Origin of the sequence: Streptomyces sp. NPDC102490, from assembly GCF_044765285.1 — a bacterium.
In the GTDB taxonomy this organism is placed as follows: Bacteria; Actinomycetota; Actinomycetes; order Streptomycetales; family Streptomycetaceae; genus Streptomyces.
The window spans coordinates 306,701-324,838 of the sequence record NZ_JBIWJU010000003.1; the positions used below are offsets into that span (position 1 = coordinate 306,701).

The following is an 18,138-nucleotide window of genomic DNA, read 5'->3' on the forward strand; positions in this document are numbered from 1 at the left end:
GGTCCGCCGCCGGGGCGCCGGGCCGCGGGGACCTTACGGAACGGTGTGCGAGACGACGTACACCATCGGGTAGTCCGGGTTCTTCATGTTCACGACGACGTCCTGGGTGGGCGCCGGGTCCTTCTGCTCGTTGACGACGCCCCACCAGAAGCCGGACCCGCCGAACTCCCAGCCGGTGACCCGCTGGGCGCGGTCGCTGATCGCGATCCTGTCCTTCTTCAGCGCGTCCCGGTCGACGCCCAGCCCGGCCAGGAAGACGTCGAGACCGGCGGCGGTGGTCTCGAACTGGACGTAGAGCCGGCTGGTCTTCCAGTTGTTCGTCTCGTAGTACGCGACCTCTTCGGACGGCACCGGGACGGGCACCTCGTAGATGCGGCGCTGGAGCTTGGAGGGCCAGCCCTCGGTCATGCCGGTCGCCGCGTACTTCGCCTCCTTGTCCCGGCCGCTGTCGCGGCTCTGGCTGGCGGAGATCGCGAGGTAGCCGGCCGGGACGCCGATGAGCAGCACGATGATGATCAGGGTGAGCGCACGCCGGCGGATCATGTGCCGACGGTCCTCCGCCGCGGGAGGGGGCGTCTCCGGGGGGCCGGGCTGGTGGGGCAGGGATTCCGTCACAGCGACTCCCCGGACGTGCGGCGGGCCTCGGCGTACCGCTCGTAGCGCTCGTACCGCTCCACCCGGCGCCGCTTGGCCCGGCGGAACCGGCGGGCGACCAGCCGGGCCAGGTCGGCGGCGCCCACCATGCCGGCCTCCGGGCCGAGCTGGGCCCGGACGATGCGGGCCTCGGGGCGGTACCCGCGGCCGGTGAGCTGGCGCTTGAAGGCGTCGCGCGCGGGGCCGATCAGCAGGTCGTCGGCGGCGCTGACGCCACCGCCGATGACGAAGCAGGACGGGTCGAGGGCCGCGGCGAGGTTCGCGATGCCGACGCCGAGCCACTGCCCGATGTCCTGGAGCAGCTCGACGCACATGGCGTCGCCCTCGCGGGCCAGCTCGGTGATCATCGGGCCGCTGATGTCGCCGATGCTGCCCTTGACGTGCTCGATGATCCCGTACGCCACCGGCGAGTCGGCGGCGGCCATCTCGCGGGCCTCCCTGACCAGGGCGTTCCCCGAGCTGTACTGCTCCCAGCAGCCGCGGTTGCCGCACGGGCAGCGATGGCCGCCGGGGACGACCTGCATGTGCCCGAACTCGCCGGCGACGCCGTACTTGCCGCGCTTGACCTGGCCGTCCTCCAGGATCGCGCCGCCGATGCCGGTGCCGAGCGTGATCATGACGAGGTGGTCCTCGCCGCGGCCGGCGCCGAAGCGCCACTCGGCCCAGGCGGCGGTGTTGGCGTCGTTGTCCACCAGGACGGGGACCGCGAGGCGGCCGGCGATGCGGTCGCGCAGCGGCTCGTTGCGCCAGGACAGGTGGGGGGCGAACAGCACGCGGTTGCGGTCGGCGTCGACCCAGCCGGCCGCGCCGATGCCGACGGCGTGCACGTCGTGCCGGTCGGACAGGTCCAGGACCAGCTCGACGATCGTGTCCTCGACGACCTTCGGGCTCTTGGACTTGTCCGGGGTCTCCGTGCGGAGCGTCTCCAGGATGGTGCCGTCGGCGTCGACGACACCCGCCATGACCTTCGTACCGCCGATGTCGATGCCGACCGTGGGCACGCGGGGTGCCGTGAGGTGCGAGCGGCGTTCCCTGGTGCCCACGGTGCGCAGGACCGTGGCGCGGCGGGAGCCGATGGGGGCGGTGAAGTCGCGGTAGGTGCTCATCGGGTGCGATTGTGCCGCACGCTCACGCCGGGTGCCGAATGGGACAGGGGGTGGTGTGACCGGTTCGTTGCCGGGTGCGGGTGCGTCGTGGTTACTCGCGCCGTTCCCCGCGCCCCTGGGTGCGTTGCAGCTCATGGCGCAGATCGTCCAGCTCGTTTCCGCCTGCCATCTGGCGCGTCAGCTCGTCCAGCGTGATGGCGTCCCGCTCGTGGTTGCCGACCATCGTGCCGCGCTTCAGCAGGACGAAGCGGTCGCCCACCAGGTACGCGTGGTGGGGGTTGTGGGTGATGAGTACGACACCCAGGCCCTGGTCACGTGCCGCCGCCACATATTTGAGGACCACACCGGACTGCTTCACCCCCAGTGCCGCCGTCGGTTCGTCGAGCACCAGGACCTTCGCGCCGAAGTACACCGCGCGGGCGATCGCCACACACTGGCGCTCGCCGCCGGAGAGGGTGCCGATGGGCTGGTCGACGTCGCGGAGGTCGATGCCCATGCGCAGCAGTTCCGCGTGGGTGGTGCGGCGCATGTGGTCGACGTCCATGCGCTTGAACGGGGCGACGCCCTTGCGCGGCTCGGAGCCGAGGAAGAAGTTGCGCCAGACCGGCATGAGCGGGACGACGGCCAGGTCCTGGTAGACGGTGGCGATACCGCGGTCCAGCGCCTCGCGCGGGGAGGACAGGCGGGTCTCGTCGCCGTCCAGGCTCAGCGTGCCGCCGTCGTGCTGGTGCAACCCGGAGATGATCTTGATGAGGGTGGACTTGCCCGCGCCGTTGTCGCCCAGGACGCAGGTGATCTCCCCGGCGTGGACCTCCAAGGACACGCCTTCCAGGGCGCGTACGTTGCCGTAGTTCTTGCTGACGCCGGACAGCTCGACGAGCGCCGTACGGCCTTCGGTCTGCGTCATGTGGTGGCCTCCGCGCGCTTGCGGACCCAGGCGTTGAGCAGGGTCGCGAGGAGCAGCATCGCTCCGAGGAAGAACTTGAACCAGTCGGGGTTCCACTCGGCGAAGACGATGCCCTTGCTGGTCATGCCGAAGATGAACGCGCCGACCGCCGAGCCGACGGCGCTGCCGTAGCCGCCGGTGATCAGGCAGCCGCCGATGACGGCCGCGATGATGTAGATCAGCTCGTTGCCGACGCCCTCGCCGGACTGGACGACGTCGTAGGAGAAGAGCAGGTGCTGGCCCGAGATCCAGGCGCCGAAGCCCACGCCCATGTAGAGGCCGATCTTGGTCCTGGTGACCGGGACGCCGACCGCGCGGGCGGCGTCCTTGTTGCCGCCGACCGCGAAGATCCAGTTGCCGGCCCGGGTGCGCAGCAGGATCCAGCTGGCGACGGCGACCAGGGCGAGCCACCACAGGATGGTCACCTTGAAGCCGACGCCGCCGATGGTGATCGTGGCGGCGAAGACGTCGTGGGCGGAGGAGAAGCCCTCCATGTCGGCGATCGACTTGGTGGAGACGGTGCCGTCGATGAGCTTGGTGAAGCCCAGGTTCAGGCCGGTCAGCATGAGGAAGGTGCCCAGCGTGATGATGAAGCTGGGCAGTTTGGTGCGGGTGAGCATGAAGCCGTTGAAGGCGCCGATCGCCAGGGTGACCAGCAGCGACACACCGACGCCGACCCAGACGTTGGCGGTCATCTGGTAGCTGAACATCGACGACACCAGGGCCGAGGAGGTGACCATGACGCCCGCGGACAGGTCGAACTCGCCGCCGATCATCAGCAGCGCCACCGGGACGGCCATGATGCCGATCGTGGACGCGGCGTAGAGCACCGTGCTGAGGCTGGCGGCGTGCAGGAAGCTGTCGGCGAAGACCGCGAAGAAGACGAAGACGGCGATCGCGCCGACGACGGAGCCCAGCTCGGGACGGCCCAGGAGTGTGCGCAGCGGAGAGGTCCGCAGAAGCCGTTCGTCGGCCGCCTTCACCTGCGTGGCGTTCACCGGGTGCCCCGCTTCGTGTAGTCGGCCAGCGCTGCGGCGTCGTCCTTGGTGATGATCTGCGGCCCGGTGAGTACGGGGCGGCCGCCGCCGAGCATGTCGGCGTTGTACTTGTACAGCCACAGCAGGTCCACGGCCTCGTAGCCCTGGAGGTAGGGCTGCTGGTCGACGGCGAAGCCGAGGGTGCCGTCCTCGAGTCCGGCGGCCACCTTGGCGTTGAGGTCGAAGGTGTCGATCTCGGCCTTGCTGCCGGCGCCCTGCTTGGCCTTGACGGCGGTGTCGGCGTAGGGGGCGCCGAGGGTGACCACGGCGTCGACGGACTTGTCGGTCTGGAGCTTGGCCTCGATGGCGGACTGCACATCCGGCATGCTGGTGCCGTTGACGTAGAGCCGCTGGACCTTGCCGTCGAAGGTCTTCTCCACTCCGTCGCAGCGCTGCTCGTGGCCGACGTTGCCCTGTTCGTGGAGCACGCAGATCGCCTGCTCGCGGCCACGATGGTTCAGTTCCTCGCCCACGGCCTCGCCCGCGATGGTCTCGTCCTGGCCGACGTGGGTGAGGGCGCCGAACTCCTTGGACTCCTCGGAGCCGGAGTTCACCGTGATCACCGGGATGCCCGCCTTGTGCGCGCGGGCGAGGGCGGACTTCATCGCGTCGGGCTTGGCGAGGGTGACGACGATGCCGTCGACCTTCTTGTCGATGGCCGCGTTCACGAGCTGGGCCTGCTGCTGTGCCTCGTCGTCGTGGGAGTACAGGAAGTTGATGTTGTCCTTGACCGCGGCCTGCTCGGCGCCGCTCTGGACGATGTCCCAGAAGGTGTCGCCGTCACCCGAGTGGGTGATCATCGCGAAGGTCCAGCGGGGGGTGTTCACCGCCGCCCTGCCCTCGGCCGACGCGGCCTTGCGGGCGTCCTCGGCGCGCTTGCCGCCGGTGCTGCTGCACCCCGCCAGGGACACCGAGAGTGCCCCTGCCAGCGCGATGCCCACCCATGTCCGAAACCGTGCCACGAGGCCGTGCCCTTCTTGCTGTGCCGTGCTGTGCGCGCGGGGTCTGTCACCACCCCGGCCGGGTTCTGGAAACCCCAAACGCCCCATTGTCCGACACACAAGCGGAGCCTTTGCCTCCGGGGCGCGGCCGAGGGTCACATTGTCCGGACATGGCGACGAACCCGCACGATGGGTGCCGCCCGTGGGTGGTGCCGGTGGGTGCCGGCGCCGGACGCGCGGTCGCTCAGGACCGCACGAGCAGCTGGAACTCGAAGGAGTAGCGGGACGGCCGGTAGGTGTGGGTGCCGAACTCGACCGCGCGCCCCGTGTCGTCGAAGGTGGTGCGCTCCATCGTGAGCAGCGGGGCGCCCGCGTCCTCGCCGAGCCGCTCGGCCTCGCCGGGGGTGGCGGCGCGGGCGCCGATGGACTGCCGGGCGCTGTGCAGGGTGATCCCGGCGGCGCGCATCAGCCGGTAGAGGCCGGTGGCCTCCAGCTGCCCGGTGTCCAGGTCGACGAGGCCGGGCGGCAGGTAGTTGCACAGGTACGCCATCGGTTCCCCGTGCGTCAGCCGCAGCCGCTCGATGCGGTGCACCTCGCTGTCCTCGGCGACGCCGAGCGCGGCGGCGATCTCCGCGGGGGCCGGGACGACGGTGTTGACCAGGACCTTCGTCGCCGGGCGCTGGCCCGCCGCCTCCAGGTCGTCGAAGAGGCTGCTGAGTTCCAGGGGGCGCCGGACCTTGCTGTGCACGACCTGGGTGCCGACGCCGCGGCGGCGCACGAGCAGGCCCTTGTCGACGAGCGACTGGATGGCCTGGCGGACGGTGGGCCGGGACAGACCGAGCCGCGCGGCCAGCTCGATCTCGTTGCCCAGCAGGCTGCCGGGGGTCAGCGCGCCGTGCTCGATCGCGGCCTCCAGCTGCTGCGACAGCTGGAAGTACAGCGGCACGGGGCTGCTGCGATCCACGCTGAGGTCCAGCGACACGGTCGGGTCCACTTCTGGTTTCGGCACGGGCCGAGCGTAGCTCCGTGCGCAGATGACGGGAAGTTGTGTAGTTCGATTGTCCGGACATACGCATTGACAGGGGGCGGCGGTGAGCCCACTTTGATTCCATGCGCATCGGGGTCATCGGAACGGGCCGCATCGGCACCGTTCACGCCAACACGCTCAGCCGCCACCGCGACGTCGGGTCCCTGATCCTCACGGACGCCGACCTCACGCGGGCCCAGGAGCTGGCGCACCGGCTGGGCGAGACGGCGGCGCCGGGAGTGGACGAGATCTTCCAGTGGGGCGTGGACGCGGTGGTGATCACCACGGCGACGCCGGCCCACGCGGAGCTGATCGGACGGGCGGCCCGTTCGGGGCTGCCGGTGTTCTGCGAGAAGCCCATCGCCCTCGACCTGCCCGGCACGTTGCAGGCGATCGCCGAGGTGGAGGCCGCCGGGACGATCCTCCAGATGGGTTTCCAGCGCCGCTTCGACACCGGCTACACCGGGGCCCGGGAGGCGGTGCGGTCCGGGCGGCTGGGCCGGCTGCACACCGTCCGGGCGGTGACGAGCGACCAGGCCCCGCCGCCGGCCGAGTACCTGCCGCAGTCCGGCGGGCTCTACCGGGACACGCTCATCCACGACTTCGACGTCCTGCGCTGGGTGACCGGGCGGGAGGTCGTCGACGTGTACGCCGCCGGGTCCGACGCCGGTCCGCCGGTGTTCCGCGCGGCGGACGACGTGGACACGGGCGCGGCGCTGCTCACGCTGGACGACGGCACGCTGGCGACGGCGACGGCGACGCGGCTGAACGGGGCGGGGTACGACGTCCGCATGGAGCTGGCCGGGGAGCTGGACCAGATCGTCGTGGGCCTGGACGACCGTACGCCGATCGCGTCCACCGAGCCGACCGGTCCCCCGGCCGCGGACAAGCCGTGGACGGGCTTCGTGGAGCGCTTCGGGCCCGCCTACGAGGCCGAGCTGAACACGTTCGTGCGGGTGGTGCGCGGCGAGCGGGCCAACCCCTGCGACGGGCGCGAGGCGCTGCACGCCCTGCGGATCGCGGAGGCCTGCGACATCTCCCGCCGCGAGCGCAGACCCGTACGGCTGGCGGAGGTCCCCGAGGCGCCCACCTCTTAGGGGGTGTCGTCCTGGTACTCGTCCAGGAGTCCCGCGTCGTACGCCAGCAGGGCGATCTGGACCCGGTTGCCGAGGCCGAGCTTGGCCAGGATGCGGGAGACGTGGGCCTTGACCGTGGCGACGCTCATGAAGAGGTGGGCCGCGATGTCGGCGTTGGCCATGCCACGGCCGACCGCGACGGCGACCTCGCGCTCGCGGTCGTTGAGGGTCTCCACGCGGGCACGCGCGCGCGTGCGCCGCGCGTCGGGGCCGGTACCGGCCACCGCCCGCTGCATCAGGCGCCGGGTGACGGCGGGCGACAGGACGGGTTCGCCGGCCGCGACCCTGCGCACCGCGTCGAGGATCTCGGCGGGCGGGGTGTCCTTGAGGACGAACCCGGCGGCACCGGCCCGCAGGGCGCGCAGTACCTGCTCGTCCGCGTGGAAGGTGGTGAGCACGACGACCTGGGGCGCGTCCGCCCGGCCCCGCAGCCGCTCGGTCGCCGTGAGGCCGTCCACCCCCGGCATCCGGATGTCCATGAGGACGACGTCCGGGCGGGTGCGGTCGACGAGCGCCCCGGCCTCGTCGCCGTCGGCGGCCTCGCCGACGATCTCCACGTCGTCGGCGCCGCCCAGCATGAGGGCCAGACCGGCCCGCACCAGCGGGTCGTCGTCGACGAGGAGCAGTCTGATCGCAGTCATGCGTCCCACGTAATCACGGTCGCCCCCGGCCCCTTGTCGCGTGTCGGTCCCACGGCAGCGTCGCCCGGACCTCGAAGCCGCCGCCGGGTGTCGGGCCGTGCTCCAGGGCGCCGCCCGCGAGCGTGGCCCGCTCGGTCAGCCCGATCAGGCCCTGCCCGGACCCGGGCACGTGGGGCACCTCGCCGCGGGGCGGGGCGTTGCGCACCGACAGGGCGAGTCCGTCGCCCGGTGCTCCGGTGACCGAGACGATGACCTCGGTGCCGGGCGCGTGCTTGCGCGCGTTGGTCAGCGCCTCCTGGGCGATGCGGTACGCGGTGCGGCCGACGGCGGCGGGGACGGCACCGGGATCGGGCACGCGGTCCACGAGGGTGACCTTCATGCCGGCCTCGCGGGACTCGGCGACCAGCGCGTCGAGCGCCGCGAGCGTCGGCTGGGGGCGGCCCGCGTCGTCGGACTCCCCGGCCCGCAGGACACCGATGATCTGCCGCAGGTCCTGGAGGGCCTCGTGCGCGCTCTCCCGGATGACGCCCGCCGCCCGCACGACCTCTGCCCGGGGCGCGTCGGGCCGGAACTCCAGGGCGCCCGCGTGCACGCTGAGCAGCGTCAGCCGGTGGGCGAGGACGTCGTGCATCTCGCGGGCGATGGCCTCCCGGGCCAGCCGCTGCGCCTGTTCGGCCCGCAGCCGGGCCTCGGCCTCGGCGTGCCGGGCGCGGTCGCGCAGGCTGAGCAGCAGCTGGCGCTTGGAGCGGACCAGCAGGCCCCAGCCGAGCACCGTGACGGCGAGCAGGAAGGCGATGAGGAGGGAGGCGAGGAAGGGCAGTCCGGGTTCCGGGCGCATCCAGTAGTACAGGGGCGTCACCGCGAGACTCGCACCGCCGATCCAGGCCACGTACCGGAAGGGCCGGTGCACGGCGAGGGTGAACAGGGCGGCGAGGACGGCACCGCCCGCGGTGGCCGAGACCAGGGAGACGGGCACCATGGCCACGGCCAGCCCGACCGGCCAGCGCCGCCGGAGCCAGACGGCGGCACAGGCCAGGGCGCCGATCAGCTGGTCCGCGACGGCCATGGCCGGTGAGAGGTCCGGCTCCTGGTCCAGCGCGTCGGCGGCCAGCAGGCCGATGGTGACGGCGAGCAGGAAGCAGGCGAAGTCGACGACCCAGTCGCGCGCGGTGCGCCGGGGGCGGCCGCCGGGCCGCCGGGGCTGCGGGTACAGGTCCTCGACCAGGGCCGCCGGCAGCACCCAGCGCTGTTTCGCGAAGGCCGGGGGCACCGTGGCCCGTTCGTCACTGTTCACAGTCGACAAATCTACGCAGGAACGGCGTCCGGAACCGCCGGTCGGCGGGGAGCGTCGACCGAAGTCGCGCGAGCGGCGACTTTCGGCGCGCGGTATGCGCGCGCCGCCGCCTTCCGTCGGGCAGGACTCGCCCCGCGGCCGATGTGTGTGGGGGTACCGCGGGGCGAGAGTCGTGATCATGAAGCAACTGTTGGAGTTCTTGGGCTTCCTCGCCGTGGTGCAGGGCCTGATGGGCCTGGTGCACGAGTTCACCGACTGGAACGTCGGTCTGGTGCAGCGGATCGGCGTCCTGGACGGCTACGAGGTCTACGCGAGCGGCGCGCTGCTCGCCCTCGGCGGCGCGCTGTTCGCCGCCGCCGAGAGCCGCAGGACCAAGTGAGTCGGGCGGCCCGGCCTCAGCAGCCGTAGTCGACGAGGTCGAACGACGCGTAGTGGTCGGCCGTGTAGTAGTCCTCCTGGTTCTCCTCACCGGTGACGATCCGGCGGGCGCCGCGCGTGTCGGAGCCCGGCGTGATCACGGTGTACTCGTGGTAGTACCCGGAGGACTGGCTGGGCAGGACGCCCTCCCGGTTCTGGAAGACGGTCCCGTCCTGCTCGAAGGGGTAGGGACCGCCCTGCTCGATCAGGTCGAGCGTGTCGTGCGCCTGGGAGGGCAGGTCGCTGTAGCAGATGTCGCCGACCGCCGCGGGGGCGGCGCCGGCCGTGGTCGCGGAGACGGTGCCGCCCACGAGGAGGGCGGACAGGACTGCGGCTGCTGCGCCGAGCCGAGCGGCGCGTGGGGGGAATCGCATGCGCTCATGATGACGCGCGTAGACAGTGGCATGTCAATGACAAGACGGTGGAGTTTCCCGGGACGTCCCATGTGTTTTCCGCGTGTTCACACCACTGTTCGACACGGGCGTGGCACCGCTCAGGTCGACGTCCGTTCGCCGCCAGCACGGGCACGGCGATCCGGCTGGGATGGACCCATGAACACGAACACGAACACGCACACGAACCCACCCGCCACCGCCACCGCTCCCCTGACCGGCCGCACGGCGCTCGTCACCGGTGGCAGCCGGGGCATCGGCGCCGCGACCGTCCTCCGGCTGGCGCGGGAGGGCGCGGACGTGGCCCTCACCTACGTGAACGGCAAGGACGCGGCCGAGGACGTCGTACGGGCCGCCCGGGCGCTGGGGCGCCGGGCGGTGGCGCTGCGGGCCGACTCCGCCGACGCGGACGAGGCGGCGGGGGCGGTCGAGCGGGCCGCCACGGCGCTCGGCGGCGACCTCGACGTGCTGGTCAACAACGTGGGCCTCGGACTGCTCGGCCCGCTGGAGAGCCTCTCCCGCACCGACGTCGACCGGCTGCTGGCGGTGAACGTCCGCGGCGTCTTCCTCGCCTCGCAGGCGGCCGCGGCCCGCATGACCGAGGGCGGGCGGATCATCACCGTCGGCACCTGCATGACCCAGCGGGTGCCGGGGCCCGGCGGGACGCTGTACGCGACGAGCAAGTCGGCGCTGATCGGGCTGACCAAGGCGCTGGCCCGGGAGCTGGGCCCGCGCGGGATCACCGCGAACATCGTGCATCCGGGGCCGATCGACACCGACATGAACCCGGCGGACGGCCCCCACGCGGACGGGCAGGCGGCCATGACGGCGCTGGGCCGGTTCGGCACGGCGGACGAGGTGGCGTCGACGGTGGCGTACCTGGCGACCGCCTCGTACGTCACCGGCGCGGAGTTCGCGGTGGACGGCGGCCACGCGGCGTAGCCGCCCCCGGGAGGCGGTCACGAACGGGCGTGCGCGCGGGGCGCACCGGTGCTGTCCTGCCGGTGCGCCCCGCGGGTCTGTACCGAGCGGCGGGTCAGCCGCCCAGTTCCTGGTGGCGGGCGGCGAGGTGGGCCGCGCCGTCCTCGGTCAGGGAGCCGAACAGGCGCAGCCGGGAGATGCCGCCGTCGGGGAAGATGTCCACGCGCGCGTGGGTGCCGACGGCCGTCTCGGGCAGCACGAAGCGGTGGTTGGTGTCGGGCTGCATCCGGGTGCGCGGGAGCACCTCGCGCCACTCGCCCGCCTCGCCGTCCTTGACGGAGACGGAGGCCCAGCCGGCGCTGTTGCCCTTCAGGTACGCCGTGTCGATCTCGATCGCGCGGATCTGTGCGCGGTCCACCAGGCGGTACTGGATCCAGTCGTTGCCCCGGTCGCGGCGGCGGCGGGTCTCCCAGCCGTCGTCCATCTTGCGGGAGCGGCCCGGCTGGATGGTGTTGGTGGCCGGCGAGTAGAAGAGGTTGGAGGCGTCCTCGACCCGGCCGCCGTTCTCCAGGGCGACCACGTCGAAGGTGCCGAGGGCGGTGAGCCAGGCGGGGTCCGGGACGACCTCGCCGTACACGCGCAGGCGGGCGATGCCGCCGTCGGGGTGCTGCTTGAGGCGCAGGTGGGTGAAGCGCTGCTCGGCCGAGACGGCGAAGCCGTTGGCCGCGTGGCCGCCGACGGCGGTGCGCGGGACGAGGGTCGTCCACTTCACGTCGTCCGCGAGCAGTTCCTCCGGGGACGGGGAGCCCGCGACCGAGGCGCCCTCGACGGAGACGGCCTGCGGGTAGTTGCCGCGGAAGTGGGCGGTGTCGACGACGATGCCGCGGATCACGCCGGGGGCGCCGAGGCGGATCAGCGCCCAGTCGTGGTCGTCCTCGGTGGGCCAGGGGTGCTCGGCCGAGGCGCCGCGGCGCCGGCGGGTCTCCCAGCCGTCCATGACCTTGCCCTTGTGCCCGAAGTGCTCGGGGTCGAACTCGGCGGGCTCGGGCACCAGCAGGTTCTCGCGCTGGGCGAAGAACTCGTCGTTGGCGGCGACGACACCCGCGCCGAGCTGCCGGTCGGCAAGGTTGGCGTACTGGGTGAAGGGAAGGTCGGCGGTGCGGTAGTCCGCGTACGGGTCGCCGCCTCCGTAGGGGTTCGCGTCTCCGGTGAAGCTGGCCAACGACGTGTTCTGCTGGGCCGTCACGGTGATCAGGTGTTCCTTTCGGGGCCGTTCGGGAGGGACTGGGTTCAGGGGGTCCGGGGCGTCAGGCCCGGTCGAGGAGCTGTCCCTTCGGGTCGGTGAACGCGCCGTCCGCCACGACGCGCGTGCCGCGCAGCCAGGTGGACTTCACGACGCCGTACAGGGTCTTGCCCGCGTACGCGGTGACGCGGTTGCGGTGCTGGAGGGCGGCCGGGTCGACGGTGAAGGTCTCGTCGGGGGCGAGGACCGCGAAGTCGGCGTCGCGGCCGGCCGCGATGGCGCCCTTGCGGCCGTCGAGTCCCACCTGGCGGGCCGTGTTCGCGGACATCCAGCGCACGATGTCCTCCAGGCCGAGGCCCCGCTCGCGGGCCTTGGTCCACATCGCCGGGAGGCTGAGCTGGAGGCCGGCGATGCCGCCCCAGGCGGTGGCGAAGTCGTCGGTCTTCAGGTCGGCGGTGGACGGCGAGTGGTCGGTGACCACGCAGTCGATGGTGCCGTCCACCAGCGCCTGCCACAGCAGGTCCTGGTTGGCGGCCTCGCGGATGGGCGGGCAGCACTTGAACTCGCTGGCGCCGTCCGGCACTTCCTCGGCGGTGAGGGTGAGGTAGTGCGGGCAGGTCTCGACCGTCACCCGCACGCCGTCCGCGCGGGCCTCGGCGATCAGCGGCAGGGCGTCGCTGGAGGAGAGGTGGAGCACGTGCACGCGGGCGTTGAACCGCTTGGCCTGCGCGAGCAGCGTGGCGATCGCGGTGTCCTCGGCGTCGCGCGGGCGGCTGGCGAGGAAGTGGGAGTACTTGGGGCCGCCCTGCTGCGGGGCGGCGGCCAGGTGGTGCGGGTCCTCGGCGTGCACGATCAGCAGGCCGTCGAAGGCGGCGATCTCCGCCAGGGACCGGGCGAGCTGCTCCTGGTCGAGGTGCGGGAACTCGTCCACGCCCGACGGCGACAGGAACGCCTTAAAACCGAAGACCCCGGCCTCGTGCAGCGGACGCAGGTCCTTGACGTTGTCCGGCAGGGCGCCGCCCCAGAAGCCGACGTCGATGTGCGCCTTGTCGGCGGCGACCTCGCGCTTGGTGCGCAGGTTGTCGACCGTGGTGGTGGGCGGGATGGAGTTGAGCGGCATGTCGACGAGGGTGGTGATGCCGCTGGCGGCCGCGGCGCGGGTGGCGGTCCAGAAGCCCTCCCACTCGGTGCGGCCGGGATCGTTCACGTGCACGTGGGTGTCGACCAGGCCGGGCAGGACGACGTGGTCGCCGACGTCCTCGAGCCGGGCGCCGTCCGGGACGGGGGCGTCGTACGGCAGGACCGCCGTGATCTTCTCCCCGGTCACCGCGATCGACGCGGCGCGGGTCCCCTCGGGGGTGATGACGCGCGTCGAGCGCAGCACCAGTTCAGCTCCGGACACCCGAAACCCCTCTTTCTGCCGCCGAGTTTTTTCAACGTTCTGTTGAAGTCTCCTGTCGAAGGAGTCTTCATTCCCGCTCCCGTGCCGTCAAGAGGCACCCTTTGTGCGGGCATGCCCACGGCCCAGCCCTGGACGTTTCCACAAAGCGGAATTAGAATTCCAGCAAGCAGAACGTAGCTACGTACAAGCCGGTAGTCAACCGGCCGCCGGGTACGCTTCTTTCCTCCCGCCAGCCCCGAAAGGAACGTGCCGTGCCGACGTCCAGCGCCAGCACCACCGACTCCGCCAGGTCCGCCACCGGCGGCGTCCAGTCCCTGGAGCGCGCCTTCGACCTGCTCGAACGGATGGCGGACGCGGGGGGCGAGGTCGGCCTGAGCGAGCTGTCGGCGAGCAGCGGGCTGCCGCTGCCGACCATCCACCGTCTGATGCGGACGCTGGTGGCCTGCGGATACGTACGCCAGCAGTCCAATCGCCGGTACGCGCTGGGCCCACGCCTGATCCGTCTGGGCGAGTCCGCCTCCCGGCTGCTGGGCACCTGGGCGCGCCCGCACCTGGCCCGGCTGGTGGAGGAGACCGGCGAGACGGCGAACATGGCGCTGCTCGACGGGGACGAGATCGTGTACGTCGCGCAGGTGCCGTCCAAGCACTCGATGCGGATGTTCACCGAGGTCGGCCGGCGCGTCCTGCCGCACTCCACGGGCGTGGGCAAGGCGCTGCTCGCGGATTTCCCGGCGGACGAGGTGCGGGCCCTGCTGAGCCGTACCGGCATGCCGGCCGCGACCGACAAGACGATCACCACGCCGGACGGCTTCATCGCGGCGCTGGAGGAGGTGCGGCGCCAGGGCTACGCGATCGACGACAACGAGCAGGAGATCGGCGTCCGCTGCCTGGCCGTCTCGGTGCCGGACTCCCCCACCGCCGCGGCCATCTCCATCTCCGGCCCCGCGGGCCGGGTCACCGAGGCCGCGACCGAACGGATGGTGCCCCTGCTCCAGCAGGTGGCGGCGGAGCTGTCCCAGGCCCTGCTGACCTCGAACGGCACGAACGGCAACCCGGCCGCCTGAGGCCCCCCACGGGGCTCAGCGGCGCGGCGGGTCCCCGAACAGTTCCACGGCGTGACGGACCTCCGTCAGCCCCGCCCCGAGCGCGCTGACGGAGCCGATCGCACCGGCTATCAGCAGCAGGGCGCGGCGCAGCCGTGCCGCCTCGGGGATGCCGTGGCCCGCCATGGCGGCGAGGTCGGCCAGCTCGTCCTCCGCGATCCCGCGGTCCGGGAAGTCGGCGGGCAGCACGGCGAGTTGGCGGCGCAGCCGGGACACGGCGGTCCGCAGTGCCACCACCCTCACGTCCTCGTCGCCGACGGTCACGTGCCTCTGCCCCAAGCTCCGCAACACAACCCTCCCCCTCGCACCCCGTTGTGCGCGGGCCAGTAAACGCCACCCCGCGCCGCGCGCGCCACCGCGCGGACCGAAATTCAGCCTCCGGAAAGCCTCCGGAAACCCCGCGCACGCCGGGGCGTTTGGCGGCCGGTCAGGTATGCAGGGGGCATGACCGACAACGAGGCCCGGACAGAAGACCAGGTGGGCGGCGAGGTGGCGGGGCTGCTGCTGGCCGCCGGGGGCGGCCGACGACTCGGCGGCCGCCCCAAAGCGCTGCTCGAACATCGCGGACATCCACTCGTCGAACGCGCGATCGACATCCTGCGTGCGGCCGGCTGCACCCGTGTACACGTCGTCCTGGGGGCACGCGCCGAGGACGTACGCGCGCGGGCGGCGCTCGACGGCTGCGTTCTCGTGGACAACCCCGGCTGGGAGCAGGGCATGGGGTCGTCGCTGCGCGCCGGGCTCGGCTCACTGGCGGGGACCGGGGCGCGGGCCGCGCTGGTCTGCCTGGTGGACCAGCCCGGCATCGGCGCGGAGGCGACGGCCCGGGTGCGCGCCGGATACCGGGACGAGACGTCGCTGGTCTCGGCGGCGTACGCGGGCGTGCGCGGGCATCCCGTCCTGCTCGGCGCCGCGCACTGGGCGGGGATCGCGGCGACCGCCACCGGGGACCGGGGTGCTCGCGCCTATCTGAGGGAACACGAGGCGGAGATCGCGCTCGTCGAGTGCGGGGACGTGGCGCGGCCGTACGACATCGACACCGAGGCGGACCTGGTCCACCTTGAGTGAGCGAGGTGGCACCGAGAGCCACCTTCCCTCGACCCGGAGAATCTCGACGTCAACAAACCATTGAAGTTCCACGATGAGGAAACTACTATCCACTGACCAGAAGCACTCCGCTGCACGGCGAGTGCGTAATGCCCCATACGCACCCTCTGGCACCCGGTGCCACCGCTGAAGGAAGTGACAGCTCATGTCCGCACCAGCGCCGTCCACGCTGGCCATCGTCGACGCCGAGCCCCTGCCCCGGCAGGAGGAGGTCCTCACCGATGCGGCGCTCGCCTTCGTGGCCGAGCTGCACCGGCGGTTCACGCCCCGGCGTGACGAGCTCCTCGCCCGCCGTGCGGAGCGCCGCGCCGAGATCGCCCGCACCTCCACGCTCGACTTCCTCCCGGAGACCGCCGCGATCCGCGCGGACGACTCCTGGAAGGTGGCCCCCGCTCCGGCCGCGCTGAACGACCGCCGGGTCGAGATCACCGGCCCGACCGACCGCAAGATGACCATCAACGCGCTCAACTCGGGCGCGAAGGTCTGGCTCGCGGACTTCGAGGACGCCTCCGCGCCGACCTGGGAGAACGTGGTCCTCGGCCAGCTCAACCTGACCGCGGCCTACACCCGCACCATCGACTTCACCGACGAGCGCACCGGCAAGTCGTACGCCCTGCGCCCGGACGCCGAGCTGGCGACGGTCGTCATGCGCCCGCGCGGCTGGCACCTCGACGAGCGCCACCTCCGGGTGGACGGCCGCCCGGTGCCCGGCGCCCTGGTCGACTTCGGCCTGTACTTCTTCCACAACGCCCAGCGTCTGCTGGACCTCGGCAAGGGCCCGTACTTCTACCTCCCGAAGACGGAGTCCCACCTGGAGGCCCGCCTGTGGAACGAGGTGTTCGTCTTCGCGCAGGACTACGTCGGCATCCCGCAGGGCACGGTGCGCGCCACCGTCCTGATCGAGACGATCACGGCCGCGTACGAGATGGAGGAGATCCTCTACGAACTGCGCGACCACGCCGCCGGGCTGAACGCCGGGCGCTGGGACTACCTGTTCTCCATCGTCAAGAACTTCCGTGACGGCGGTGCCAAGTTCGTGCTGCCGGACCGCAACGCGGTGACGATGACCGCCCCGTTCATGCGGGCGTACACCGAACTCCTCGTCCGCACCTGCCACAAGCGGGGCGCGCACGCGATCGGCGGCATGGCGGCCTTCATCCCCTCGCGCCGGGACGCCGAGGTCAACAAGGTGGCCTTCGAGAAGGTCCGCGCCGACAAGGACCGCGAGGCCGGCGACGGCTTCGACGGCTCCTGGGTCGCCCACCCCGACCTGGTCCCGATCGCCATGGAGTCCTTCGACAAGGTCCTCGGCGACAAGCCGAACCAGAAGGACCGCCTGCGCGAGGACGTCGACGTCAAGGCGGCCGACCTGATCGCCATCGACTCCCTGGACGCCAAGCCGACGTACGCGGGTCTGGTCAACGCCGTCCAGGTGGGCATCCGCTACATCGAGGCGTGGCTGCGGGGCCTCGGCGCCGTCGCCATCTTCAACCTGATGGAGGACGCGGCCACCGCCGAGATCTCCCGCTCGCAGATCTGGCAGTGGATCAACGCGGAGGTCGTCCTCGACAACGGCGAGCAGGTCACCGCCGACCTGGCCCGCAAGGTCGCCGCCGAGGAACTGGCGAACATCCGCGCCGAGATCGGCGACGAGGCCTTCGCGGCGGGCAACTGGCAGCAGGCCCACGACCTGCTGCTCACGGTGTCGCTCGACGAGGACTACGCCGACTTCCTGACGCTGCCGGCGTACGAGCAGCTGAAGGGCTGACGCCGCACGCACACGTCTGCGCCCCCGGTGCCGAGGCTCGGCACCGGGGGCGCAGGCGTGTGTCAGCCGAGGTGGGCCGACCAGTCCTGCTCGGCGGGCGGCTTGCCGTGCAGGTCGGGGACGCGCTTGAGCCAGTCGGGCCGCCCCCGCTGCGTGCGCGCCGCGCGGGCGGCGTTCTCGGCGGCCAGCTCCTCGCGGCTCGGGAAGCCGGTGGGCAGCCACTGGCGGGAGGCCCGCACCCGCGCGTGCAGGTAGTCCACGTAGGCGGCGCGCACCTTCTCCGGCGTGTCGAGGTCGCCCTCGCGGGTCAGCCACGCCTCCGGCACCCGGCCCACCACCTCGCGCAGCAGCTCCCGCGTCACCTTCGGCGCCAGTTCGGCGTCGGCGGCCGGGAGGTCGGGCGCGTAGTGGCCGAGGGCGTGGTGGCGGAAGTCGTACGCCTTCTCCGGCGGGGAGGCGCCCCAGCGGTGGTGGAAGACGAGGGCCGCGCCGTGGTCGATCAGCCACAGGCGCGGGGGCGCGGTGCCGAGGGTGGGCCAGACCATGAGGTTGGAGCTGTGCACCGTCCGGTCGACGTTCACGGTGAGGGCGTCCAGCCAGACGACCCGCCCGGCCTCCCGCGCGTCCACCGGGAACACCTCGGCCAGCTCGGGCGTGAGGTCGGCGCCGCCCGACAGGTAGTCCATGCCGAGGTTGAGCCCCGCGCTGGCGTGCAGCAGGTCCCGCACCTCCTGGTGCGGTTCGGCCTCGGCGATCGCCGGGTCGAAGTGCGCGAGCACCAGCTCCGGCACCCGCAGGCCCAGCTCCCGGGCCAGCTCCCCCACGACCACCTCGGCGACCAGCGCCTTGCGCCCCTGCGCGGAGCCGGTGAACTTCAGCACGTAGGTGCCGAGATCGTCGGCCTCGACCACGGCGGGCACGGACCCGCCGGAGCGCAGGGGCTCGACGTAGTGGGTGGCGGTGACTTCGGTGAGCATGGGACGAGCATATGGACGGGCGCGCC

Annotated in this window: 19 protein-coding genes; 6 read left to right on the top strand and 13 right to left on the bottom strand. The window is 72.2% G+C overall.

Annotated features, from left to right (window positions below; translation table 11 throughout):
- Positions 1 to 33: 33 nt before the first annotated feature.
- The 6 genes from ACIRGB_RS07980 to ACIRGB_RS08005 form a co-directional block, all read right to left on the bottom strand.
- Positions 34 to 615, bottom strand: coding sequence for a sugar kinase (locus ACIRGB_RS07980; protein ID WP_403859924.1), 582 nt, complete (start codon positions 613 to 615; stop codon positions 34 to 36).
- The gene (locus ACIRGB_RS07985; protein WP_403859927.1) at positions 612 to 1,760 is read right to left on the bottom strand and encodes an ROK family glucokinase; all 1,149 of its coding nucleotides are present in this window, start codon (positions 1,758 to 1,760) and stop codon (positions 612 to 614) included. The genes ACIRGB_RS07980 and ACIRGB_RS07985 overlap by 4 nt, the downstream gene beginning before the upstream one ends.
- A gap of 91 nt (positions 1,761 to 1,851) precedes the next feature.
- The gene (locus ACIRGB_RS07990; RefSeq protein WP_403859930.1) at positions 1,852 to 2,667 is read right to left on the bottom strand and encodes an ATP-binding cassette domain-containing protein; all 816 of its coding nucleotides are present in this window, start codon (positions 2,665 to 2,667) and stop codon (positions 1,852 to 1,854) included.
- Positions 2,664 to 3,704 carry an ABC transporter permease gene (locus tag ACIRGB_RS07995; RefSeq protein WP_403859932.1) on the bottom strand — a complete coding sequence of 347 codons (1,041 nt, stop codon included), beginning with the start codon at positions 3,702 to 3,704 and terminating at the stop codon, positions 2,664 to 2,666. Before ACIRGB_RS07995 ends, ACIRGB_RS07990 begins: the two co-directional genes overlap by 4 nt.
- Complete coding sequence (locus tag ACIRGB_RS08000; RefSeq protein WP_403859935.1) at positions 3,701 to 4,705, bottom strand: sugar ABC transporter substrate-binding protein; 1,005 nt, start codon at positions 4,703 to 4,705, stop codon at positions 3,701 to 3,703. Before ACIRGB_RS08000 ends, ACIRGB_RS07995 begins: the two co-directional genes overlap by 4 nt.
- Before the next feature lie 223 nt (positions 4,706 to 4,928).
- Positions 4,929 to 5,666, bottom strand: coding sequence for a myo-inositol degradation transcriptional regulator (locus ACIRGB_RS08005; protein ID WP_403860637.1), 738 nt, complete (start codon positions 5,664 to 5,666; stop codon positions 4,929 to 4,931).
- 128 nt (positions 5,667 to 5,794) lie between these two features.
- Between ACIRGB_RS08005 and ACIRGB_RS08010 the strand changes: the two genes are divergently transcribed.
- A complete protein-coding gene (locus tag ACIRGB_RS08010) occupies positions 5,795 to 6,808 on the top strand; it encodes a Gfo/Idh/MocA family oxidoreductase (RefSeq protein WP_403859938.1) in 1,014 nt (337 codons plus the stop codon).
- On the opposite strand, the gene ACIRGB_RS08015 is transcribed toward ACIRGB_RS08010, so the two are convergent.
- Complete coding sequence (locus tag ACIRGB_RS08015) at positions 6,805 to 7,488, bottom strand: response regulator (protein WP_403859941.1); 684 nt, start codon at positions 7,486 to 7,488, stop codon at positions 6,805 to 6,807. The two genes, ACIRGB_RS08010 and ACIRGB_RS08015, sit on opposite strands and share 4 nt — an antisense overlap.
- Before the next feature lie 13 nt (positions 7,489 to 7,501).
- Positions 7,502 to 8,791 (bottom strand): histidine kinase, encoded by a 1,290-nt coding sequence (locus ACIRGB_RS08020; protein ID WP_403859944.1) that lies wholly within the window; start codon positions 8,789 to 8,791, stop codon positions 7,502 to 7,504.
- Between the two features lie 169 nt (positions 8,792 to 8,960).
- Here ACIRGB_RS08020 and ACIRGB_RS08025 point away from each other — a divergent pair, with 169 nt between their 5' ends.
- The gene (locus ACIRGB_RS08025; protein WP_403859947.1) at positions 8,961 to 9,161 is read left to right on the top strand and encodes a hypothetical protein; all 201 of its coding nucleotides are present in this window, start codon (positions 8,961 to 8,963) and stop codon (positions 9,159 to 9,161) included.
- A 16-nt stretch (positions 9,162 to 9,177) separates the two neighbouring features.
- On the opposite strand, the gene ACIRGB_RS08030 is transcribed toward ACIRGB_RS08025, so the two are convergent.
- The gene (locus ACIRGB_RS08030) at positions 9,178 to 9,573 is read right to left on the bottom strand and encodes a ribonuclease domain-containing protein (RefSeq protein ID WP_356362413.1); all 396 of its coding nucleotides are present in this window, start codon (positions 9,571 to 9,573) and stop codon (positions 9,178 to 9,180) included.
- A gap of 177 nt (positions 9,574 to 9,750) precedes the next feature.
- Between ACIRGB_RS08030 and ACIRGB_RS08035 the strand changes: the two genes are divergently transcribed.
- Positions 9,751 to 10,533 carry an SDR family oxidoreductase gene (locus tag ACIRGB_RS08035; RefSeq protein WP_403859950.1) on the top strand — a complete coding sequence of 261 codons (783 nt, stop codon included), beginning with the start codon at positions 9,751 to 9,753 and terminating at the stop codon, positions 10,531 to 10,533.
- A gap of 94 nt (positions 10,534 to 10,627) precedes the next feature.
- On the opposite strand, the gene alc is transcribed toward ACIRGB_RS08035, so the two are convergent.
- Both alc and allB read right to left on the bottom strand, forming a co-directional pair.
- Positions 10,628 to 11,758, bottom strand: a complete 1,131-nt coding sequence (alc, locus tag ACIRGB_RS08040) for an allantoicase (protein ID WP_403859953.1) — start codon at positions 11,756 to 11,758, stop codon at positions 10,628 to 10,630.
- Positions 11,759 to 11,819: 61 nt separating this feature from the next.
- Entirely contained in the window at positions 11,820 to 13,157 is a 1,338-nt protein-coding gene (gene allB, locus ACIRGB_RS08045; protein ID WP_403859956.1) for an allantoinase AllB, read from the bottom strand.
- Positions 13,158 to 13,408: 251 nt separating this feature from the next.
- On the opposite strand from allB, the gene allR reads away from it, so the two are divergent.
- Positions 13,409 to 14,221, top strand: coding sequence for an allantoin degradation transcriptional regulator AllR (gene allR, locus ACIRGB_RS08050; RefSeq protein WP_403859959.1), 813 nt, complete (start codon positions 13,409 to 13,411; stop codon positions 14,219 to 14,221).
- A 15-nt stretch (positions 14,222 to 14,236) separates the two neighbouring features.
- Here allR and ACIRGB_RS08055 read toward each other — a convergent pair whose 3' ends face one another.
- Complete coding sequence (locus ACIRGB_RS08055) at positions 14,237 to 14,551, bottom strand: DUF5955 family protein (RefSeq protein ID WP_403859962.1); 315 nt, start codon at positions 14,549 to 14,551, stop codon at positions 14,237 to 14,239.
- A 153-nt stretch (positions 14,552 to 14,704) separates the two neighbouring features.
- Here ACIRGB_RS08055 and ACIRGB_RS08060 point away from each other — a divergent pair, with 153 nt between their 5' ends.
- Together ACIRGB_RS08060 and aceB are read left to right on the top strand one after the other, a co-directional pair.
- Entirely contained in the window at positions 14,705 to 15,328 is a 624-nt protein-coding gene (locus ACIRGB_RS08060) for an NTP transferase domain-containing protein (protein WP_403859965.1), read from the top strand.
- Positions 15,329 to 15,512: 184 nt separating this feature from the next.
- Positions 15,513 to 17,135 (top strand): malate synthase A, encoded by a 1,623-nt coding sequence (aceB, locus tag ACIRGB_RS08065; protein WP_403859968.1) that lies wholly within the window; start codon positions 15,513 to 15,515, stop codon positions 17,133 to 17,135.
- A 62-nt stretch (positions 17,136 to 17,197) separates the two neighbouring features.
- Here the strand turns inward: aceB and ACIRGB_RS08070 are convergent, their stop codons facing one another.
- Entirely contained in the window at positions 17,198 to 18,112 is a 915-nt protein-coding gene (locus ACIRGB_RS08070; RefSeq protein ID WP_403859971.1) for a HipA family kinase, read from the bottom strand.
- Positions 18,113 to 18,138: the final 26 nt, after the last annotated feature.

Bases quoted from the DNA above. Each gene is read 5' to 3' on its own strand.
- ACIRGB_RS07985 (WP_403859927.1), bottom strand. From the start codon at position 1,760: ATGAGCACCTACCGCGACTTCACCGCCCCCATCGGCTCCCGCCGCGCC.
- ACIRGB_RS07990 (WP_403859930.1), bottom strand. From the start codon at position 2,667: ATGACGCAGACCGAAGGCCGTACGGCGCTCGTCGAGCTGTCCGGCGTC.
- ACIRGB_RS08010 (WP_403859938.1), top strand. From the start codon at position 5,795: ATGCGCATCGGGGTCATCGGAACGGGCCGCATCGGCACCGTTCACGCC.
- ACIRGB_RS08015 (WP_403859941.1), bottom strand. From the start codon at position 7,488: ATGACTGCGATCAGACTGCTCCTCGTCGACGACGACCCGCTGGTGCGG.
- ACIRGB_RS08025 (WP_403859947.1), top strand. From the start codon at position 8,961: ATGAAGCAACTGTTGGAGTTCTTGGGCTTCCTCGCCGTGGTGCAGGGC.
- ACIRGB_RS08030 (WP_356362413.1), bottom strand. From the start codon at position 9,573: ATGCGATTCCCCCCACGCGCCGCTCGGCTCGGCGCAGCAGCCGCAGTC.
- ACIRGB_RS08035 (WP_403859950.1), top strand. From the start codon at position 9,751: ATGAACACGAACACGAACACGCACACGAACCCACCCGCCACCGCCACC.
- ACIRGB_RS08060 (WP_403859965.1), top strand. From the start codon at position 14,705: ATGACCGACAACGAGGCCCGGACAGAAGACCAGGTGGGCGGCGAGGTG.
- aceB (WP_403859968.1), top strand. From the start codon at position 15,513: ATGTCCGCACCAGCGCCGTCCACGCTGGCCATCGTCGACGCCGAGCCC.
- ACIRGB_RS08070 (WP_403859971.1), bottom strand. From the start codon at position 18,112: ATGCTCACCGAAGTCACCGCCACCCACTACGTCGAGCCCCTGCGCTCC.